The following is a 17,308-nucleotide window of genomic DNA, read 5'->3' as shown; positions in this document are numbered from 1 at the left end:
CAGTAAAAAAACAGGAATGCTCATGACCGTCTTGAAGATGACCGACCTCGATCTGCAAGGTAAACGTGTACTGATTCGCGAAGACCTCAACGTCCCGGTAAAGGACGGCGTAGTCAGCAGTGATGCACGTATCCTCGCTTCGCTGCCGACCATCAGGCTGGCGTTGGAGAAGGGCGCGGCCGTCATGGTCTGCTCACACCTTGGCCGCCCGACCGAGGGTGAGTTTTCTGCCGAGAACAGCCTCAAGCCGGTTGCCGACTACCTGAGCAAGGCGCTGGGTCGTGACGTTCCGCTGGTTGCCGATTACCTGGAAGGGGTCGACGTGAAAGCGGGTGATGTCGTCCTGTTCGAGAACGTTCGCTTCAACAAGGGCGAGAAAAAGAACGCCGACGAGCTGGCGCAGCAATACGCAGCATTGTGCGACGTGTTCGTGATGGATGCCTTTGGCACCGCCCACCGTGCCGAGGGTTCTACTCACGGCGTGGCAAAATTCGCCAAGGTGGCAGCGGCAGGTCCGTTGCTGGCCGCCGAGCTTGAAGCACTGGGCAAGGCCCTGGGCGCTCCGGCCCAGCCGATGACCGCTATCGTGGCGGGCTCCAAGGTCTCCACCAAGCTGGACGTACTCAACAGCCTGAGCGGCATCTGCAATCAGTTGATCGTCGGCGGCGGCATTGCCAACACCTTTCTGGCTGCGGCCGGTCACAAGGTCGGTAAATCGTTGTACGAACCTGACCTGCTCGACACCGCTCGCGCCATCGCCGCCAAGGTCAGCGTGCCATTGCCGACGGACGTGGTGGTTGCCAAGGAGTTCGCCGAGAGCGCTGCCGCTACTGTCAAACTGATCGCTGACGTCGCCGATGACGATATGATTCTCGATATTGGCCCGCAAACTGCTGCACATTTCGCCGAATTACTGAAATCTTCCGGGACTATCCTGTGGAACGGTCCGGTCGGCGTTTTTGAGTTCGATCAGTTCGGTGAAGGCACCAAAACACTGGCCAAGGCCATCGCTGAAAGCCAGGCGTTCTCCATCGCGGGCGGTGGCGACACGCTGGCGGCCATCGACAAGTATGGTGTGGCAGAACAGATTTCCTACATTTCGACCGGTGGCGGTGCGTTCCTCGAGTTCGTGGAAGGCAAGGTTCTGCCTGCGGTGGAAATGCTCGAACAACGCGCCAAGGCTTGAGTGAAAGCCTTGGACAAGGAGTGGTCAATGGTCAGGGCGTTACCGTGGTTTCTCATCGCAGGTTTATTGGCCGGTTGCGCGGGCAAGCCTGCGGCTGAAGAGGTGGAGAGCGACTCCCCGACCCAACCGCTCCAGTTAAGCTGCTATCAGGCGGGCTGGCAGGCAGAAACGGTGCCGGTGGTCTACAAGCGCGGCGGCCCCGAGGTGTGGGATCGTTACGAATTCATGCCGCGGACAGGCAATGTAGGGTGTCTGTGAGCCAGGTCTGAAACCCGTTGGCAACATTGACGGGCTTCAGCGGTCTTTAAAGGGTGGATATTTTTCCGGGAAAGGAGTTTCGCCATGAAGATCGCTGCCCTGGCTCTGATGAGCTGCATTGTACTGGCTGGTTGTACCGGTTCTGGCTCGCGTGCCAAGACCTGTCAGATATTCAGCCCGGCCGCCGTAAATGTGCCCACGACTGAAAACAGTCAACGGGTTGAGGCACATGTCACCGGTGAGCCGGCCGATGACCGAAAACAGGAACAGAACTGCCCCTGACAGTTGAAACGAACGGCACACGCCGCGTTTCGCAGGGCAGCCAGGAGACGTAATGAAAGGCGTGATTGCCCTCGGGGTGTTGGCAGTGCTTGGCGGTTGTTCGAGCATGAGTTCACCGCAGCAGAATGACCCTTGGAATCGCTGGGTATGTGACAGCAATGCAGAGGTCAACTGGCGCTACATCGACTCGGCCAAAAAGGAAGTCGATGTTCGTCTGAATCAAAGCGATCAGGTGTTCAGGCTCAAGGCTGAACCCGGCGCTGCCAGCGGTACGCTGTACAGCAACAATGTGTTGGCATTCGTCAACAAGGGTAGCGAGGGCCTGATCTATTGGGACGCTACCAACGATCTGATCGGTCGCGGCTGCAAGGCCAGATAAGTCGGATCTCGGGCACACGCGCGCGGCCTTGTGGCTGAGCTTATAACTTGAATGGCAGCCGCCACTACGGCAGGCTTGCTCGACTAACGACCCTACCGGGAGAGACACAGACAATGGCACTTATCAGCATGCGCCAGATGTTGGACCACGCAGCCGAATTCGGCTACGGCGTTCCAGCTTTCAACGTAAACAACCTGGAACAGATGCGCGCCATTATGGAAGCGGCCGACAAGACCGACTCCCCGGTGATCGTCCAGGCTTCTGCCGGTGCCCGCAAATACGCCGGTGCGCCGTTCCTGCGTCACCTGATCCTCGCCGCGATCGAAGAATTCCCGCACATCCCGGTGGTCATGCACCAGGACCACGGTACCAGCCCTGACATCTGCCAGCGCTCGATCCAGCTGGGCTTCAGCTCGGTGATGATGGACGGCTCGCTGCGTGAAGACGGCAAGTCCCCGGCCGATTACGACTATAACGTCGACGTGACCCGTCGCGTTGTGTCCTTCGCTCACGCCTGCGGCGTTTCCGTGGAAGGCGAGCTGGGCGTGCTGGGCTCGCTGGAAACCGGCATGGCTGGTGAAGAAGACGGCGTGGGTGCGGAAGGCGTTCTGGATCACAGCCAGATGCTGACCGACCCGGAAGAAGCCGCTGACTTCGTCAAGCGCACTCAGGTCGATGCCCTGGCCATCGCCATCGGCACCAGCCACGGCGCTTACAAGTTCACCAAGCCGCCTACCGGCGACATCCTGGCGATCGAGCGCATCAAAGAGATCCACAAGCGCATCCCTAACACTCACCTGGTGATGCACGGTTCTTCGTCCGTTCCACAGGAATGGCTGAAAATCATCAACGAGTTCGGCGGCGACATCAAAGAAACCTACGGTGTGCCGGTCGAAGAAATCGTTGAAGGCATCAAACACGGCGTGCGCAAGGTCAACATCGATACTGACCTGCGTCTGGCATCGACCGGTGCGATCCGCGAATTCATGGCCAAAAACCCGAGTGAGTTCGACCCGCGCAAGTACCTGGCTAAGACTGTCGTGGCCATGCGTGATGTATGTATCGCCCGTTATGAAGCATTCGGCACCGCTGGCAACGCCTCGAAGATCAAGCCGATCTCCCTGGACGCCATGTTCGAACGCTACGCGCGTGGCGAGCTGGATGCCAAGGTCAACTGAGTTGATTGAGCATTGAAGAAACCCGCAGAAATGCGGGTTTTTTTATGTCGGGTCAAACGTAACTGCGCGGCGAATGAATGTGACGCGGAGCGTCACGAACTGCATTCCCACGCTGGAGCGTGAGGAACGATAATCCCCGCTATCGTGCGACGCTCTGGACGCTCTGGACGCTCTGCGTCCTCTCTCGAAAGGCTTAAACGCTCTTCATCACACCCGCACACGCCGCCTTGTACGCTTCGTGCTGATACTTGTTCAGGGTGTCGGGCAGGGCGAAGGTGTGTTTCTTGTTCTGCGCATTAACGGTCTGCGGCGAGATCAGCACCACGTTGCAATCAGACATCAGTTGAAAGATGGTTTCGATCTTGAAGGTGGTCGGGCCGCCAGCGAATTCGCCTTTCTTGCTGCGCTTCTTGATAACCACATGGCTGATGCCGTTTTCACGCACGAAACCGGCGAGTTGCGTGGAGAAGGCTTTGACGTTGGCGGCCTCGTCATCGTCCTCCAGCGCAAGCTTCTTGGTGGCGAGCGGCAAGTGCTCGATGCCGCCATTACGTCGAGTGGCGAGGGCGAAGATAGCTTCGCTGCCTTTGATTTCTACACCGCAAATAATCATGAGAAAACCTGATGAGCTCGTTCATATAAAGAGGCAGGTTATCTCATCGTAGACGTTATTCCTGCGCTATCGACTCCAGATACTCCGAGCGCTCGTCACTCATGCGCGCAATGCAGTCGTTTTCGCTGATAGTGAAGGCTTTGCTGCCTGCTGCAGAAGGGAAGACCTCAACCGCGCAGTCGGCGTCACGCAGCTTCTCCCAGGCTTGCTGGGCGGTCTTGAGTTTGCTGGTAAAGTCGTTGAACTGCGTCTTGTTGGCGACGAACTGCGACTGAACGCGCTTGAGCAGGTTGTCGAAGTTTTCCTTGAGCAACTGTTCGGCAGTGGTGCGGCTGTAGGCCGAGCATTCCAGGGTCTGCTTGTCGTCCTCGACACCGTCGCAGGGCGACGCGTCCGGATTCTGGGCGGCGTGTACGCCTGTCACGGCCGTCGTCATAAGGGCCAGGGTCAGCAAAAACGTTTTCATCGAGTCGCTCCGATCCATTGATAGGCTCGATTCTGTCTCAAGCGTGAGACATTGAACAGGTTTACGACATCGCCCGACGACTCGCCGTCCCCCTTTGTCGCATCTTGACGCTTTCGGCAAACCCCCTGTCGTTTTTGCACCCGGTTCCCCTGACCCTCCGGCATATGCTGACCCCATTAGCGCCGACAGCCGATTCGGCGCACCGCAATCAAAAAAGGGGACAGCCTGATGAGCCCAGCCGAATTACACGCCGACAGCATCGTTATTGACGGGCTGATCATCGCCAAGTGGAACCGCGAGCTGTTCGAAGACATGCGCAAGGGCGGCCTGACCATGGCCAACTGCACAGTGTCGGTGTGGGAGGGCTTTCAGGCGACCATCAACAGCATCTGCACCAGCCAGAAACTGATGCGCGAAAACAGCGACCTGGTCATGCCGGTGCATACCACAGCCGACATCCGCAAGGCCAAGGAACTGGGCAAGACCGGCATTCTGTTCGGCTTCCAGAACGCACACGCCTATGAAGACCAGATCGGCTACGTCGAGATCTTCAAGAAGCTCGGCGTCGGCATCGTGCAGATGTGCTACAACACCCAGAATCTGGTGGGCACGGGCTGCTACGAGCGCGACGGCGGGCTGTCGGGTTTCGGTCGTGAGATCGTCGCTGAAATGAACCGTGTCGGGGTGATGTGCGACCTGTCCCACGTCGGCTCGAAAACCTCGGAAGAAGTCATTCTCGAATCGAAAAAACCGGTCTGCTACTCCCACTGTCTGCCTTCCGGCCTCAAGGAACACCCACGCAACAAGTCCGACGCCGAACTGAAGTTCATCGCCGATCATGGCGGGTTTGTCGGCGTGACCATGTTCGCGCCGTTCCTGGCCAAGGGCATCGAGTCGACCATTGACGATTACGCCGAAGCCATCGAATACGTCATGAACATCGTCGGCGAAGACGCCATCGGCATTGGCACTGACTTCACTCAGGGTCACGGCCAGGAGTTTTTCGAGTACCTGACCCACGACAAGGGCTACGCCCGCCGCCTGACCAACTTCGGCAAGATCATCAACCCGCTGGGCATCCGCACCGTTGGCGAGTTTCCCAATCTGACTGAAACGCTGCTCAAGCGCGGTCACTCCGAACGCGTGGTGCGCAAGATCATGGGCGAGAACTGGGTCAACGTTCTGGCCGACGTCTGGGGCGAGTAACTCGCCCGCCATACCTTATCGAATTGAACCCCCACGGCCCTCCGAGCGGTGGGTGTAGCCCGAATCATCTGGAGTTTGACCGCCATGGCTAAAATCGCCCCGCAACTGCCCATCGAAGTCGACAGCGAAACCGGCGTCTGGACCTCCGATGCGTTGCCGATGCTGTACGTGCCCCGGCACTTTTTCGTCAACAACCACATGGGCATCGAAGAAGTGCTGGGCGCCGATGCCTACGCCGACATCCTCTACAAGGCGGGTTACAAATCCGCCTGGCACTGGTGCGAAAAGGAAGCCGAATGCCACGGCCTGGAAGGCGTTGCGGTGTTCGAGCACTACATGAAGCGTCTGTCGCAGCGTGGCTGGGGCCTGTTCAAGATCCAGGACATCGACGTCGAGAAAGGCACTGCCAGTGTGAAGCTGGAGCACTCCTGTTTCGTGTACGTCTACGGCAAGGTCGGGCGCAAGGTCGATTACATGTTCACCGGCTGGTTCGCCGGGGCCATGGATCAGATCCTCGCTGCCAGTGGCAGCGCTGTGCGTACGGTTGCCGAGCAGGTTTACGGTGGTTCCGAAGACGGTCATGACGACGGTCTGTTTGTCGTCAAGCCGCTGTAAATCGAGGATCGGGTTATGGCTTTCGAAGCGATGTTCCAGCCGATCCAGATCGGCAAGCTCACCATCCGCAATCGCGTGCTGAGCACTGCGCACGCCGAGGTCTACGCCACCGATGGCGGCATGACCACGGATCGTTACGTGAAGTACTACGAGGAAAAAGCCAAGGGCGGCATCGGCCTGGCCATTTGTGGCGGCTCTTCAAGCGTGGCCATCGACAGCCCGCAAGGCTGGTGGAAATCGGTCAACCTGGCAACCGACAGAATCATCCCGCACTTCCAGAACCTTGCCGACGCCATGCACAAGCATGGCGCCAAGATCATGATCCAGATTACCCACATGGGCCGTCGCTCGCGCTGGGATGGCGATCACTGGCCGACCCTGATGTCGCCATCGGGCATTCGCGAGCCGGTACATCGGGCAACCTGCAAAACCATCGAGCCCGAGGAAATCTGGCGGGTGATCGGCAACTACGCCAGTGCTGCGGCGCGTGCCAAGGCAGGTGGTCTGGATGGCGTCGAGTTGTCGGCGGTGCATCAGCACATGATCGACCAGTTCTGGAGCCCGCGGGTCAACAAGCGCACCGATGAATGGGGTGGCAGTTTCGAGAACCGCATGCGCTTCGGCCTGGAAGTGATCAAGGCGGTGCGCAAGGAAGTCGGCCCCGACTTCTGTGTAGGGTTGCGCATCTGTGGCGACGAGTTTCATCCCGATGGCCTAAGCCACGAGGACATGAAACAGATCGCCAAGTATTACGACGACACCGGCATGATCGATTTCATCGGCGTGGTGGGCTCGGGATGTGACACCCACAACACCCTGGCCAACGTCATTCCGAACATGAGTTACCCACCGGAGCCGTTCCTGCACCTGGCTGCCGGGATCAAGGAAGTGGTCAAGGCCCCGGTGCTGCACGCGCAGAACATCAAGGACCCGAACCAGGCAACGCGAATTCTGGAAGGTGGCTATGTCGATATGGTCGGCATGACCCGCGCGCACATTGCCGACCCGCACCTGATCGCCAAGATCAAGATGGGCCAGATCGACCAGATCAAGCAGTGCGTCGGTGCCAACTACTGCATCGATCGCCAGTATCAAGGGCTGGATGTGCTGTGCATCCAGAACGCCGCCACGTCCCGCGAATACATGGGCGTGCCGCACATCATCGAGAAATCCGCCGGACCCAGGCGCAAGGTCGTGGTGGTCGGTGCCGGTCCTGCCGGGATGGAAGCCGCACGGGTCTCTGCCGAACGCGGACATGACGTGACCCTGTTCGAGAAAAAGGACTTCATCGGCGGGCAGATCACCACCGCATCGAAGGCACCGCAGCGCGACCAGATTGCCGGCATCACGCGCTGGTTCCAGCTTGAGCTGGCGCGCCTGAAAGTCGACCTGCGTCTGGGCACCGCAGCAGATGCGGCAACCATTCTCGATCTGCGGCCCGACATCGTGGTGCTCGCGGTCGGCGGTCACCCGTTTCTTGAGCAGAACGAACACTGGGGGGCGGCTGAAGGCCTGGTGGTCAGCAGTTGGGATGTGCTGGACGGCAAGGTGGCGCCCGGCAAGAACGTGCTGGTCTACGACACCATCTGCGAGTTCACCGGCATGTCGGTGGCCGATTTTCTGGCCGACAAGGGCTGCCAGGTCGAAATCGTCACCGATGACATCAAGCCGGGCGTGGCGATTGGCGGAACCTCGTTCCCGACCTATTACCGCAGCATGTACCCCAAGGAAGTGATCATGACCGGCGACATGATGCTGGAAAAGGTCTATCGCGAGGGCGACAAGCTGGTGGCGGTGCTGGAAAACGAATACACCGGCGCCAAGGAAGAGCGGGTCGTCGATCAGGTGGTGGTGGAAAACGGCGTGCGTCCCGACGAAGCGATCTACTACGCGCTCAAGGAAGGCTCGCGCAACAAGGGCCAGATCGATATCGATGCGCTGTTCGCCATTCAGCCACAGCCATCGTTGAGCCAGCCGGGTGACGGTTATCTGCTGTTTCGTATCGGCGATTGCGTGGCGCAGCGTAATACCCACGCGGCGATCTATGACGGCTTGCGGCTGTGCAAGGACTTTTAAGGCTCGCCTGTCTTTGATTCCGGCCGCAGGCCGTGGGAGCGAACGGGTTCGCGAATGCGATAGATCAGCCGACATGCGGGTTGTCTGATCCACGGTTTTTGCGAATCCACGAAGCGTCACCCGGACTGCAAGACCGCTTGGTACCTGGAGCTTCAGATGCTAGACACCCTTCTTCCGATCCTGCTCTTCAGCGCCCTGGCCCTCGCGGCGCTGGGCGCCTGGCGGCGGGCAACCCTGTGGCGCAACGGTCGGTCCTCGAAAGTCGATTGGCTGGGTGGTCTGCTGGCCATGCCCAAGCGGTACATGGTCGATCTGCATCACGTGGTCGCGCGTGACAAATACATCGCCAATACCCACGTGGCCACAGCGGGCGGAGCGGTGGCCTCGATTGTGCTGGCGATTCTGGTGCACGGTTTCGGTGTGCATAACCGCGTGCTTGGTTACGCACTGCTGTTGATGACGGCGGTGATGTTCGTCGGTGCGGTGTTTGTCTATCGTCGTCGTCTCAACCCGCCTGCGCGTCTGTCGAAAGGCCCGTGGATGCGCCTGCCGAAAAGCCTCATGGCGTTTTCCGCGAGCTTCTTTCTGGTCACGTTGCCAGTGGCGGGCATTCTTCCCGAGCACTTCGGCGGATGGGTGCTGGTCGCTGTTCTCGGGCTGGGCGTGCTGTGGGGCGTAAGCGAACTGTTTTTCGGCATGACCTGGGGCGGGCCGATGAAGCACGCCTTCGCCGGGGCGCTGCACCTGGCCTGGCACCGGCGTGCCGAGCGTTTTGGTGGTGGACGTTCCACGGGCCTGAAACCTTTGGACCTGAACGATCGAACCGCACCGCTGGGCGTGGAGAAACCTCAGGACTTCACCTGGAACCAACTGCTGGGCTTCGACGCCTGCGTGCAGTGCGGCAAGTGCGAAGCGGCCTGCCCGGCGTTTGCCGCAGGCCAGCCACTCAACCCTAAAAAGCTGATTCAGGACATGGTGGTCGGTCTTGCCGGTGGCTCCGACGCAAAATTTGCCGGCAGTCCCTATCCATCGCTGGACGGCAAAGGCAAGCCACTGGGCGAGCATGGTGGTAATCCGCATCAGCCCATCGTCAACGGGCTGGTGGACGCCGAAACGCTGTGGTCCTGCACCACGTGCCGAGCCTGTGTCGAAGAGTGCCCGATGATGATCGAGCACGTCGATGCCATCGTCGACATGCGCCGCCACCTGACCCTCGAAAAGGGCGCTACGCCGAACAAGGGCGCCGAGGTGCTGGACAACCTGATCGCCACCGACAACCCCGGCGGGTTTGCACCGGGCGGGCGAATGAACTGGGCGGCCGATCTGAACCTGACATTGCTCAGCGAGAAAAAAACCGTAGATGTGCTGTTCTGGGTCGGTGATGGCGCGTTCGACATGCGTAATCAACGCACCCTGCGCGCGTTCGTCAAAGTCCTCAAGTCGGCCGGGGTGGATTTCGCCGTGCTGGGCCTTGAAGAACGCGACAGCGGTGATGTGGCCAGGCGGTTGGGTGATGAAGCGACCTTCCAGATGCTCGCCCGACGCAACATTCAGACCCTGTCCCGTTACGATTTCAAACGTATCGTGACCTGCGACCCGCACAGCTTTCATGTGCTGAAAAACGAATATGGCGCTTTTGGCGGTGACTATCAGGTGCAGCATCACAGCACCTTCATGGCCGAGCTGGTGCGCAGCGGCGCCCTGACGCTGGGCCAGCACAAAGGCGCCAGCGTGACTTATCACGATCCGTGTTACCTGGGCCGTTACAACGGCGAATACGAGGCGCCGCGTGAAGTGCTGCGCGCGCTGGGGATCGAGATCAGGGAAATGCAGCGCTCGGGCTTTCGCTCCCGCTGCTGCGGTGGCGGCGGTGGCGCGCCCATCACTGACATTCCCGGCAGACAGCGGATTCCTGACATGCGCATGGACGACATTCGTGAGACGGCTGCCGAGCTGGTTGCGGTAGGTTGTCCACAGTGCACAGCCATGCTCGAAGGCGTTGTCGAGCCGCGACCACTGATCAAGGACATTGCCGAACTGGTCGCCGATGCGCTGATTGAGGAAGTTATCCCCAATACGCCAGCGCCTGCCAAACGTGAACCCGCGGAGGTGCTCTGATGAGTGACATTATCCGCCGTGATCCACGCGCCGAGTGGATTGCCCGCAATCGACTGCACCCACTGCATGCGGCCATGCAGCCTGCGCAGAGCCGCTGGATGGGGCCGAATGGCCTGATGCGCAAGAACGTGCATGGCCTGGGTTTTATCGGTCCCAACGGCATCAAGCGTATCGACCGCAGCGGCACTCAGCAGGGCGGCACGGTCAAGCGTTCGGCCGCTGCCGACGTGCAGTTGCCGCTGCATACCATCGTCGAGCCAGCGTTCCATATCACGGTGGTGCCCGATATGGTCGGCGGCCGCCTGAGCAGCCACGACCGCGACTTGCTGGGGCTGGCGCGTCAGCTGGCGGGGGCCGACGGTGCCGTGCTGGCGGTGGTGTTCGGCGAACACAAGGAAACTGCTTTCGACGTTGCTGGCGTGGATCGGTTATTGATTATCGACGGTGCCGGGTTCGACGGTTATTCACCGGAACAACGCGTGCAGGGTTTGCGAGCTGTGGATAACCAGTTCAACCCGCGCCACTGGCTGCTGCCGGACAGCCGCACCGGCGGTGGCGAACTGGGAAGACGTTTTGCCGCCAGCATCGGCGAGCGACCTGCAACGCGGGTCTGGCAGGTCAAGGACCAGGTGTGCATAAGTCGCGCAGGCGCCGGTCGCGAAGACCTGGTTCGGCCTCTGCCCCGTCTGATTCTGGCCGCTGTAGAGTGCGCTGAACCGGTCAGCGATACCCGTCACGAGGTAGTGCCGGTCGAGTTGTCCACAGGCGTGGCGCGCAGCCTGCCGCGTATAGAGGACCTGGGAGCGGTTGCCGTCGATCCCGGAGTTATCCCCATGGCTGAAGCCGAATTCATTCTGTCTGGCGGCAATGGTGTCAAAGACTGGGACCTGTTTCATCAGGCCGCTTCGGCACTCGGGGCCACCGAAGGGGCGTCGCGTGTCGCAGTGGACGATGGTTTCATGGGCCGCGAGCGGCAGGTAGGCGCGAGTGGCACCTGGGTGACCGCAAGGGTGTATGTCGCCGTCGGTATTTCCGGGGCCATCCAGCATCTGCAGGGTATCGGCGCCTGTGACAAGGTCATTGCGATCAATCTGGATGCGGGGTGCGACATGGTCAAGCGTGCAGATCTATCGGTCATCGGCGAGAGCGCCGAAGTACTTACGGCGCTGATCGCCGCAGTCGAAGCCTGGCGCAGCGGAGGTAAGCGTGATGCAGCCTGAAGTGTCTGTGGATAAGCATGCGGTACAGATCATCAGTCTGGTGTCCATCGGGGCGCACCCGACATCAGGTCGTGCGCGCCGCGCCGAACAGGATGCGCGGGCCGTCGAGCTTGGTTTGCAGCTGGCTGGGGATAACTTGCAGGTACTGCACGCGGGCAATGCCGAAGAACCGGCGCTGCGCGCTTACCTTGGCATGGGGCTCAACGAGCTGCATGTGCTGGAGCAACCCGAGGGCGCCGATGCGCTGGTTGCGTTGACTGACTACCTCCGGGATTCTGCCGCGCAGGTGGTGTTGGCCGGCAGTCAGGCTGAAACCGGTGAAGGGTCGGGGATGCTGCCCTTTCTGTTGGCTGAAAGGCTGGGCTGGCCACTGGTGACCGGTCTGGCTGAAGTCGAGTCGTTGAACAACGGCACCGCACTGGTGTTGCAGGCTCTGCCTCGCGGCCAGCGTCGCCGGCTGAAGGTTCGTTTGCCGTTTCTGGCCACTGTGGATAACGCCGCTCCCAAACCCCGCCAGAGCGCGTTCGGGCCTGCACAGCGTGGCACGCTGGACACCGAACTGGTTCAGGTCGTTGTCGATGAGTTATTGACCGACCAAGCGCTGCAGCCAGCCAAACCGCGTCCCAAACGCTTGAAGGTCATCAAAGCCAAGAGCGGCGCTGATCGCATGAAAGCCGCCACTGCCAAGGCCAGTGGCGGCGGGGGCCAAGTGCTCAAGGGGATGCGCCCTGAAGAGGGCGCAGCCGCGATTCTGAAGCTTTTGATCGATGAGGGCGTCGTAAAGTAAGGCTAAAGTCTTGTGCTGCCGTCTTTGAGGGGCGGTTTGCCTTCTGCTCGGAGAGAGGCCGGAAGTAGGCATACGAAATACTCCCTTTCAGATCACCGCCATTGCTGACCTCGACTTTGACATCCGCGTTTTCGTAACGGCGGTTGAAACTCGAAATCGTGATGGGTAGCAAAATGGCTCGTTTGAACGTCACGCCTGTACGGCCTTGACCAATATTCTTTTCGGGAAGACTTACGCACAATCCCTGTGCGTGTGCCTGTGGATAATGTGTTCGTGAACGTCTGAACGGCTTGTAGAACGTGGCTTTTGGAGTGGTGTTCAAAAAACGATCAATCTAACTCTTTATTTTCATTGCATTTTTTTGTGGATAAATGCGCACTGCCATCTGCCAGCCAATGGGTTTGCCCACAATCTCTGTGCGCGTGCTTGTGGACAAGTTGTTTGTGATTGCCTACAAGCCTTGTAAATAAAGGCTTTGGAGGTTTTGTATGAAAAATGATCAAAGCAGGGTTTTGCGTGCAGCATTGGTTCATTCGGGTGGTTTTTCAGCCATTTTATACGTTGTCCACAGCAGGCCGGGTGATTGGGACGAAGTTGTACCCAAAGTCTGTTGGCGCTTCTGTGGATAAGGTGTTCGTGCTCGTCTGTAGCCCAATGAAATTAAGCTCTACAGAGATTTGGTTAAAAAACATACAGGCTCTGTGACTTAGGTGTTCCATGGTAAGTCGTTGTTGTCCTGACTATTTCCAGGCCCATGAAAAAGCGACTTATCCATAAACGCTTTTTGGGCGCTGTGGATAAGTCGTTCAGTTATGACATCGTCACCGTCTGTTTACGAGCCAGAGCCGGTACGCATGAGGCTCACTGCCATTCTTTGGGCCAGTCGCGGAAACCTCTGCCGCCTGCTTGCTCGGTCCAGGGCGCCCATAACGTCGGCACGGTGCCCGGCGCCCAGTCTGGTTGTGAATGGTGAGAATTGATGCAGATGTAAGAGGCACCCGCATGCATCACCTTATTCCCCTTCACGTAGTCAGTATCATCGTCCCATTCAGGCAATGCTTCGCTGGTCGAGGCCTGCACAACGTTGCTGGGCCCAGACAGTTCTAGATCTTTATCGCGTGCACCGACCAGATACTGATAGGTCTTGCCTGGGGTCAGGCCTCTGACGGTAAAAGTCAGTACGGTTGAATCGACGGTCACAGCAGGCGCGTCGAAACTGTAGACACGGTAGACGTCAACGGCAGTACCCCCTGCAGGTGCATCCCATGCCAGTGAAACACTGGTGGTGGTCTCACCTGTCTGACGCAAGTTGCCCGGTGGCGCAGGTCGATCATTGGACGCCTCGGAGTCTGTAGTGGCCAGAAGTTTTTCAGAGGGTCCTGAGCTGTTACCCATACTGTCGGTCGCGATGATGTGATAATCATAAAGGCGGCTTTGCAGAAGGCCTTCGTCGGTGAAGGGAGGAGCTTTGCCCTCGCCTATCGAAACACCCTTGCGGAACAGCTCATAGTGAAACGGACCGCTGGCATCCGTCGAAACACTCCAGTCCAGCGTTATCGATGTGGTGGTCCGCCCGGTTGACCTGAAGTCGACAGGCAATGAAGGTTTATGGGGTTCCGAATCGGTTGTGATTTCTATCAGGTTGCTGACCTCTGACCATTGAAGTTCTTCGTCTCTTGCCACAACGCGGTATTTATACGTACGGCCCGGGGTGAGTTCTTCATCGGTAAACGCATACGTTTCACCGCTGAGCGCTTTAGTAGGCCAGCCGTCCCGGTCAATTTGATACCTGTTGATTGGGCTATCGCTGGTAGACGCTGTCCATGTCAGCGACACACTTTTATCGGTGACGCCTGACAGGCTCAAGACCGGTGTTGTCGGTTTCGCACCACCGCCGCTCCCTGCCTGTGTACTCACGCTGATCGCTGTGGAGAATGCCGAGGTGTTGTCCATGACATCAATGGCACGTACCTGGTAGCTGTAAGTGGTGCCGGGCTGAAGGCCGGTATCTTCAAAGTCAGGACGGCTCACCGTAAAGAAGAGAGTGCCGTTACGGAGCACTTCATATTTCAGAACCGGGTTCGTGCCTTCCGAAAGCGACCAGGCCAGTTTCACCGACGTTGGGGTTTGCTCGGTTGATCTGAGGTCAGTGGGTACTGAAGGCTTGTCCGGTACGGGCGTTTCACCACTGGTGAGATAACCGTAGCGGTTCACGAACTCCCAGCTGTATTCCTTGCCATCCTTGTCTTTCCCGGCATCCCAGTTGATCGACCAGGTCATCAGCCCGCGGATCGAATTGCCGGCGTCTTCCAGCTCTTGCAGTGCATCCTTGACGTTCTGCGGGTCAACCACGTAACCGGTGGCGGCGGCGTCATTGTTGGTCGGTAGACCAATGGCCAGCCTGTCGGCCGGAATTTTAGTGAAGCCACGCGTACCGTGGATCAAGCTGTCGGTCAGGTAGTAAAGAAACTCTTTCTTATGGGCGTCGTTGTTTTGAGTGACCCACAGGTTCAGCTCATCGACCCATATGCCATCGCCGCCCTGGTTGTAATACTGAGGCGCGATAAAGTCATAGATGTCTTCCAGCGCATTGATGTAAGCAAGGTAGGCACCGCCGGATCTCAGGGAGTCGAGAAAGGTTACAAATTCTTTCAGGAAAGGAAAATACGTCGTGATCTCTTTCAATATCGGCAGTTTTTTGCTGGCCCTCAGGTAGGGGAACTCGGGGGCCATACTGATAATGAAGTGCTTTCCTTCTGTCTCGTAATGTTCGCGCACCATCCTCAACGCAGCGGGTAATACGGTCCGGTTATCGGCAAAGGTAATCGCAGCTTGTTCAAGGTCGATATCCAGGCCGTCAAAGCCATAGGTTTCAACCAGACGAATAATTTCATAGGCCAGTGCATCTTCCTGACCGGTATATAGCTCAATATGCGCGTCAGCCCCGCCAAGAGAAATCAGCACCGCACGTCCTTGTGCATTCAGTGCTGCCACTTGGGCGCGAAACGCAGCATCGCTCAGGTTATAAGGCTTGAATGTAGGAATGCCGGCACCTTTCATGAAGGCCACGGCCACGACGTTATACGCCTCGGGTATGTCGGTCAGCGCCATCTCTTTGAACAGGCCTTGCTGGTAACCTTGACCGGGTTCGGAAGGCCAGTTATGCCAGAACCCCATGAGAATATTTTTGCCTCTTATGTCCGGCATGGCCGAGGCTGCATCGACTGTTTTATTTTTATATTGATTAATGTTTTTTGGGCTGAGCATGGTCCGTGTCTCCGTCCGTTGGATTGACTGCAACGGGAGTTGATCACGAAAGATTTTTTTGGGTAACTGTCAGAAATGACGGTATCGGCGCGAGGGTTTTTGTGTCGGCGTGGTCAGTTCAGACTCACTTCGTGAATGAAGTGAGTCTGACTTGGTGGGTCGCGTTGGCGGGGCAATCTCTATTCGTGATTCACCGCCACACCCTTCAAATACGGCGCAGGTTCTGCGCCGAGGTTTTCCAGCATGCGCGAGCTGTACCAGTCGACGAAGTTGACCACGCCGAACTCATAGGTTTTCGAATAAGGGCCGGGTTGATAGGCGCTGGAGTTGATGCCGCGCTGATTTTCTTCGGCAAGACGACGGTCCTGATCATTGGTGGCGTCCCAGACCTGGCGCATACGCTCGACGTCGTAATCCACGCCTTCGACCGCATCCTTGTGGACAATCCACTTGGTCGTCACCATGGTTTCCTGCGCGCTGATCGGCCACACCGTGAAGACGATGATGTGATCGCCCATGCAGTGGTTCCAGGAATGCGGCAAATGCAGAATACGCATCGAGCCCAGGTCAGGGTTCTGGATGCGGCCCATCAGTTTCTTGCAGCCGACCTTGCCGTCCATGGTCATCGACACGGTGCCTTTGAGCAGCGGCATGCGCACGATACGATTACGCAGGCCGAAACTGGCGTGGGCGTACGGGATTTTCTCGGCGTCCCACGCAGCAGCAGACGCGGCCACATGATCCTTGAAGGCCTGATCGGCACGCGGGTCGGTGACGTCGTCCCATTCCAGCAACGTCTTGAGCAATTCAGGGTGCGAGCCGCCACAGTGATAGCACTCACGGTTGTTTTCCAGCACCAGCTTCCAGTTGGCCTTTTCCATCAAGGTGGTTTGCACGGCCACCTTGGTATTCTCCATGTCATACGGTTCCATGTAGTGCCGCAGCGTCGACAGGAACTCGTCAATGGCAGGCGGGTTTTCCGCGAGGCTGATGAAAATGTAGCCACCTGCGGTCTTGACGTGCACCGGCTTGAGGCCGAACTGCTTCATGTCGAAGTCGTCGCCCATTTCAGTGCCCGCATACAGCAGACGACCGTCCAGCTCATAGGTCCACTGGTGATAGTGGCAAACCAGTTTGGCGACTTTGCCTTTCTCGGCAGTGCACAGGCGCGAGCCGCGATGGCGGCATACGTTGTGGAATGCGTTGACGACACCGTCCGGGCCGCGCACGACCAGGATCGGGTTCTTGCCGATCTGCAGCGTCAGGTAATTGCCCTTGGTTGGGATTTCGCACGTCATCCCGGCAATCAGCCACTCCTTGTGAAAGATTTCCTGCATGTCGATTTCAAACAGTCGCTCATCACTGTAGAAAGGCTGCGGCAGCGAGTACGTGCGCTCGCGATTCTGCAGCATCTCGGCAGTGGCCTTGCGTGCAGGTTCCAGCGGATCGCCCAGGCTCAAGGTTGCGGTGACGTCCATCGATTAAATCCCTCATGACCGCGGCATGGGCGGCCTGCGAATGTGGCTGATACGGGTGTGATCGCGTTTCACGCATGACGATAGATCAGTCGACCATGCTTATGACCCTTGGTGGCGAGTGTGGAGCCGGGCGCGCAGCGAACCTTATCCATGGGCGACATGGCCGCATCCGTTCCCGA

General features: G+C 58.5%; 15 protein-coding genes. 11 read left to right on the top strand and 4 right to left on the bottom strand.

Annotated features, from left to right (window positions below):
- Window positions 1–22: 22 nt before the first annotated feature.
- The 5 genes from PI739_RS22780 to fba all read left to right on the top strand — a co-directional run bounded on the left by PI739_RS22780 (window position 23) and on the right by fba (window position 3,283).
- Window positions 23–1,186, top strand: a complete 1,164-nt coding sequence (locus PI739_RS22780; RefSeq protein ID WP_003372628.1) for a phosphoglycerate kinase — start codon at window positions 23–25, stop codon at window positions 1,184–1,186.
- Window positions 1,187–1,213: 27 nt separating this feature from the next.
- Window positions 1,214–1,444, top strand: a complete 231-nt coding sequence (locus PI739_RS22775) for a lipoprotein (protein ID WP_003316354.1) — start codon at window positions 1,214–1,216, stop codon at window positions 1,442–1,444.
- Between the two features lie 84 nt (window positions 1,445–1,528).
- A complete protein-coding gene (locus tag PI739_RS22770) occupies window positions 1,529–1,726 on the top strand; it encodes a hypothetical protein (protein ID WP_003372626.1) in 198 nt (65 codons plus the stop codon).
- A gap of 52 nt (window positions 1,727–1,778) precedes the next feature.
- Window positions 1,779–2,105, top strand: a complete 327-nt coding sequence (locus PI739_RS22765) for an MliC family protein (protein ID WP_003320832.1) — start codon at window positions 1,779–1,781, stop codon at window positions 2,103–2,105.
- Window positions 2,106–2,218: 113 nt separating this feature from the next.
- Window positions 2,219–3,283 carry a class II fructose-bisphosphate aldolase gene (gene fba / locus PI739_RS22760; protein WP_003372623.1) on the top strand — a complete coding sequence of 355 codons (1,065 nt, stop codon included), beginning with the start codon at window positions 2,219–2,221 and terminating at the stop codon, window positions 3,281–3,283.
- 193 nt (window positions 3,284–3,476) lie between these two features.
- Here fba and PI739_RS22755 read toward each other — a convergent pair whose 3' ends face one another.
- Window positions 3,477–3,896, bottom strand: coding sequence for a DUF3010 family protein (locus tag PI739_RS22755; protein WP_003372607.1), 420 nt, complete (start codon window positions 3,894–3,896; stop codon window positions 3,477–3,479).
- Window positions 3,897–3,951: 55 nt separating this feature from the next.
- Entirely contained in the window at window positions 3,952–4,362 is a 411-nt protein-coding gene (locus PI739_RS22750) for a lysozyme inhibitor LprI family protein (protein WP_003405168.1), read from the bottom strand.
- Between the two features lie 228 nt (window positions 4,363–4,590).
- On the opposite strand from PI739_RS22750, the gene PI739_RS22745 reads away from it, so the two are divergent.
- The 6 genes from PI739_RS22745 to etfB all read left to right on the top strand — a co-directional run bounded on the left by PI739_RS22745 (window position 4,591) and on the right by etfB (window position 12,384).
- Window positions 4,591–5,568 (top strand): dipeptidase, encoded by a 978-nt coding sequence (locus tag PI739_RS22745; RefSeq protein ID WP_003372603.1) that lies wholly within the window; start codon window positions 4,591–4,593, stop codon window positions 5,566–5,568.
- A gap of 84 nt (window positions 5,569–5,652) precedes the next feature.
- Window positions 5,653–6,183, top strand: coding sequence for a DUF5943 domain-containing protein (locus PI739_RS22740; RefSeq protein WP_003432482.1), 531 nt, complete (start codon window positions 5,653–5,655; stop codon window positions 6,181–6,183).
- A gap of 15 nt (window positions 6,184–6,198) precedes the next feature.
- Window positions 6,199–8,259, top strand: a complete 2,061-nt coding sequence (dgcA, locus tag PI739_RS22735; protein ID WP_003432483.1) for a dimethylglycine demethylation protein DgcA — start codon at window positions 6,199–6,201, stop codon at window positions 8,257–8,259.
- 156 nt (window positions 8,260–8,415) lie between these two features.
- Window positions 8,416–10,377, top strand: a complete 1,962-nt coding sequence (gene dgcB / locus PI739_RS22730) for a dimethylglycine demethylation protein DgcB (RefSeq protein ID WP_054081737.1) — start codon at window positions 8,416–8,418, stop codon at window positions 10,375–10,377.
- Window positions 10,377–11,597, top strand: coding sequence for an electron transfer flavoprotein subunit alpha (etfA, locus tag PI739_RS22725; RefSeq protein WP_054081736.1), 1,221 nt, complete (start codon window positions 10,377–10,379; stop codon window positions 11,595–11,597). The genes dgcB and etfA overlap by 1 nt, the downstream gene beginning before the upstream one ends.
- Window positions 11,587–12,384 (top strand): electron transfer flavoprotein subunit beta, encoded by a 798-nt coding sequence (gene etfB / locus PI739_RS22720; RefSeq protein WP_003432497.1) that lies wholly within the window; start codon window positions 11,587–11,589, stop codon window positions 12,382–12,384. Before etfA ends, etfB begins: the two co-directional genes overlap by 11 nt.
- 861 nt (window positions 12,385–13,245) lie before the next feature.
- Here etfB and PI739_RS22715 read toward each other — a convergent pair.
- Together PI739_RS22715 and gbcA are read right to left on the bottom strand one after the other, a co-directional pair.
- A complete protein-coding gene (locus PI739_RS22715; RefSeq protein ID WP_054081735.1) occupies window positions 13,246–15,651 on the bottom strand; it encodes a fibronectin type III domain-containing protein in 2,406 nt (801 codons plus the stop codon).
- A gap of 179 nt (window positions 15,652–15,830) precedes the next feature.
- Entirely contained in the window at window positions 15,831–17,129 is a 1,299-nt protein-coding gene (gene gbcA, locus PI739_RS22710) for a glycine betaine monooxygenase oxygenase subunit (protein WP_003432500.1), read from the bottom strand.
- Window positions 17,130–17,308: the final 179 nt, after the last annotated feature.

The sequence above is a fragment of the Pseudomonas cerasi genome (assembly GCF_027983475.1).
In the GTDB taxonomy this organism is placed as follows: Bacteria; Pseudomonadota; Gammaproteobacteria; order Pseudomonadales; family Pseudomonadaceae; genus Aquipseudomonas; species Aquipseudomonas cerasi.
Note: the sequence above shows the minus strand (reverse complement) of the source record. Positions and strands in the feature narration are given on the sequence as shown.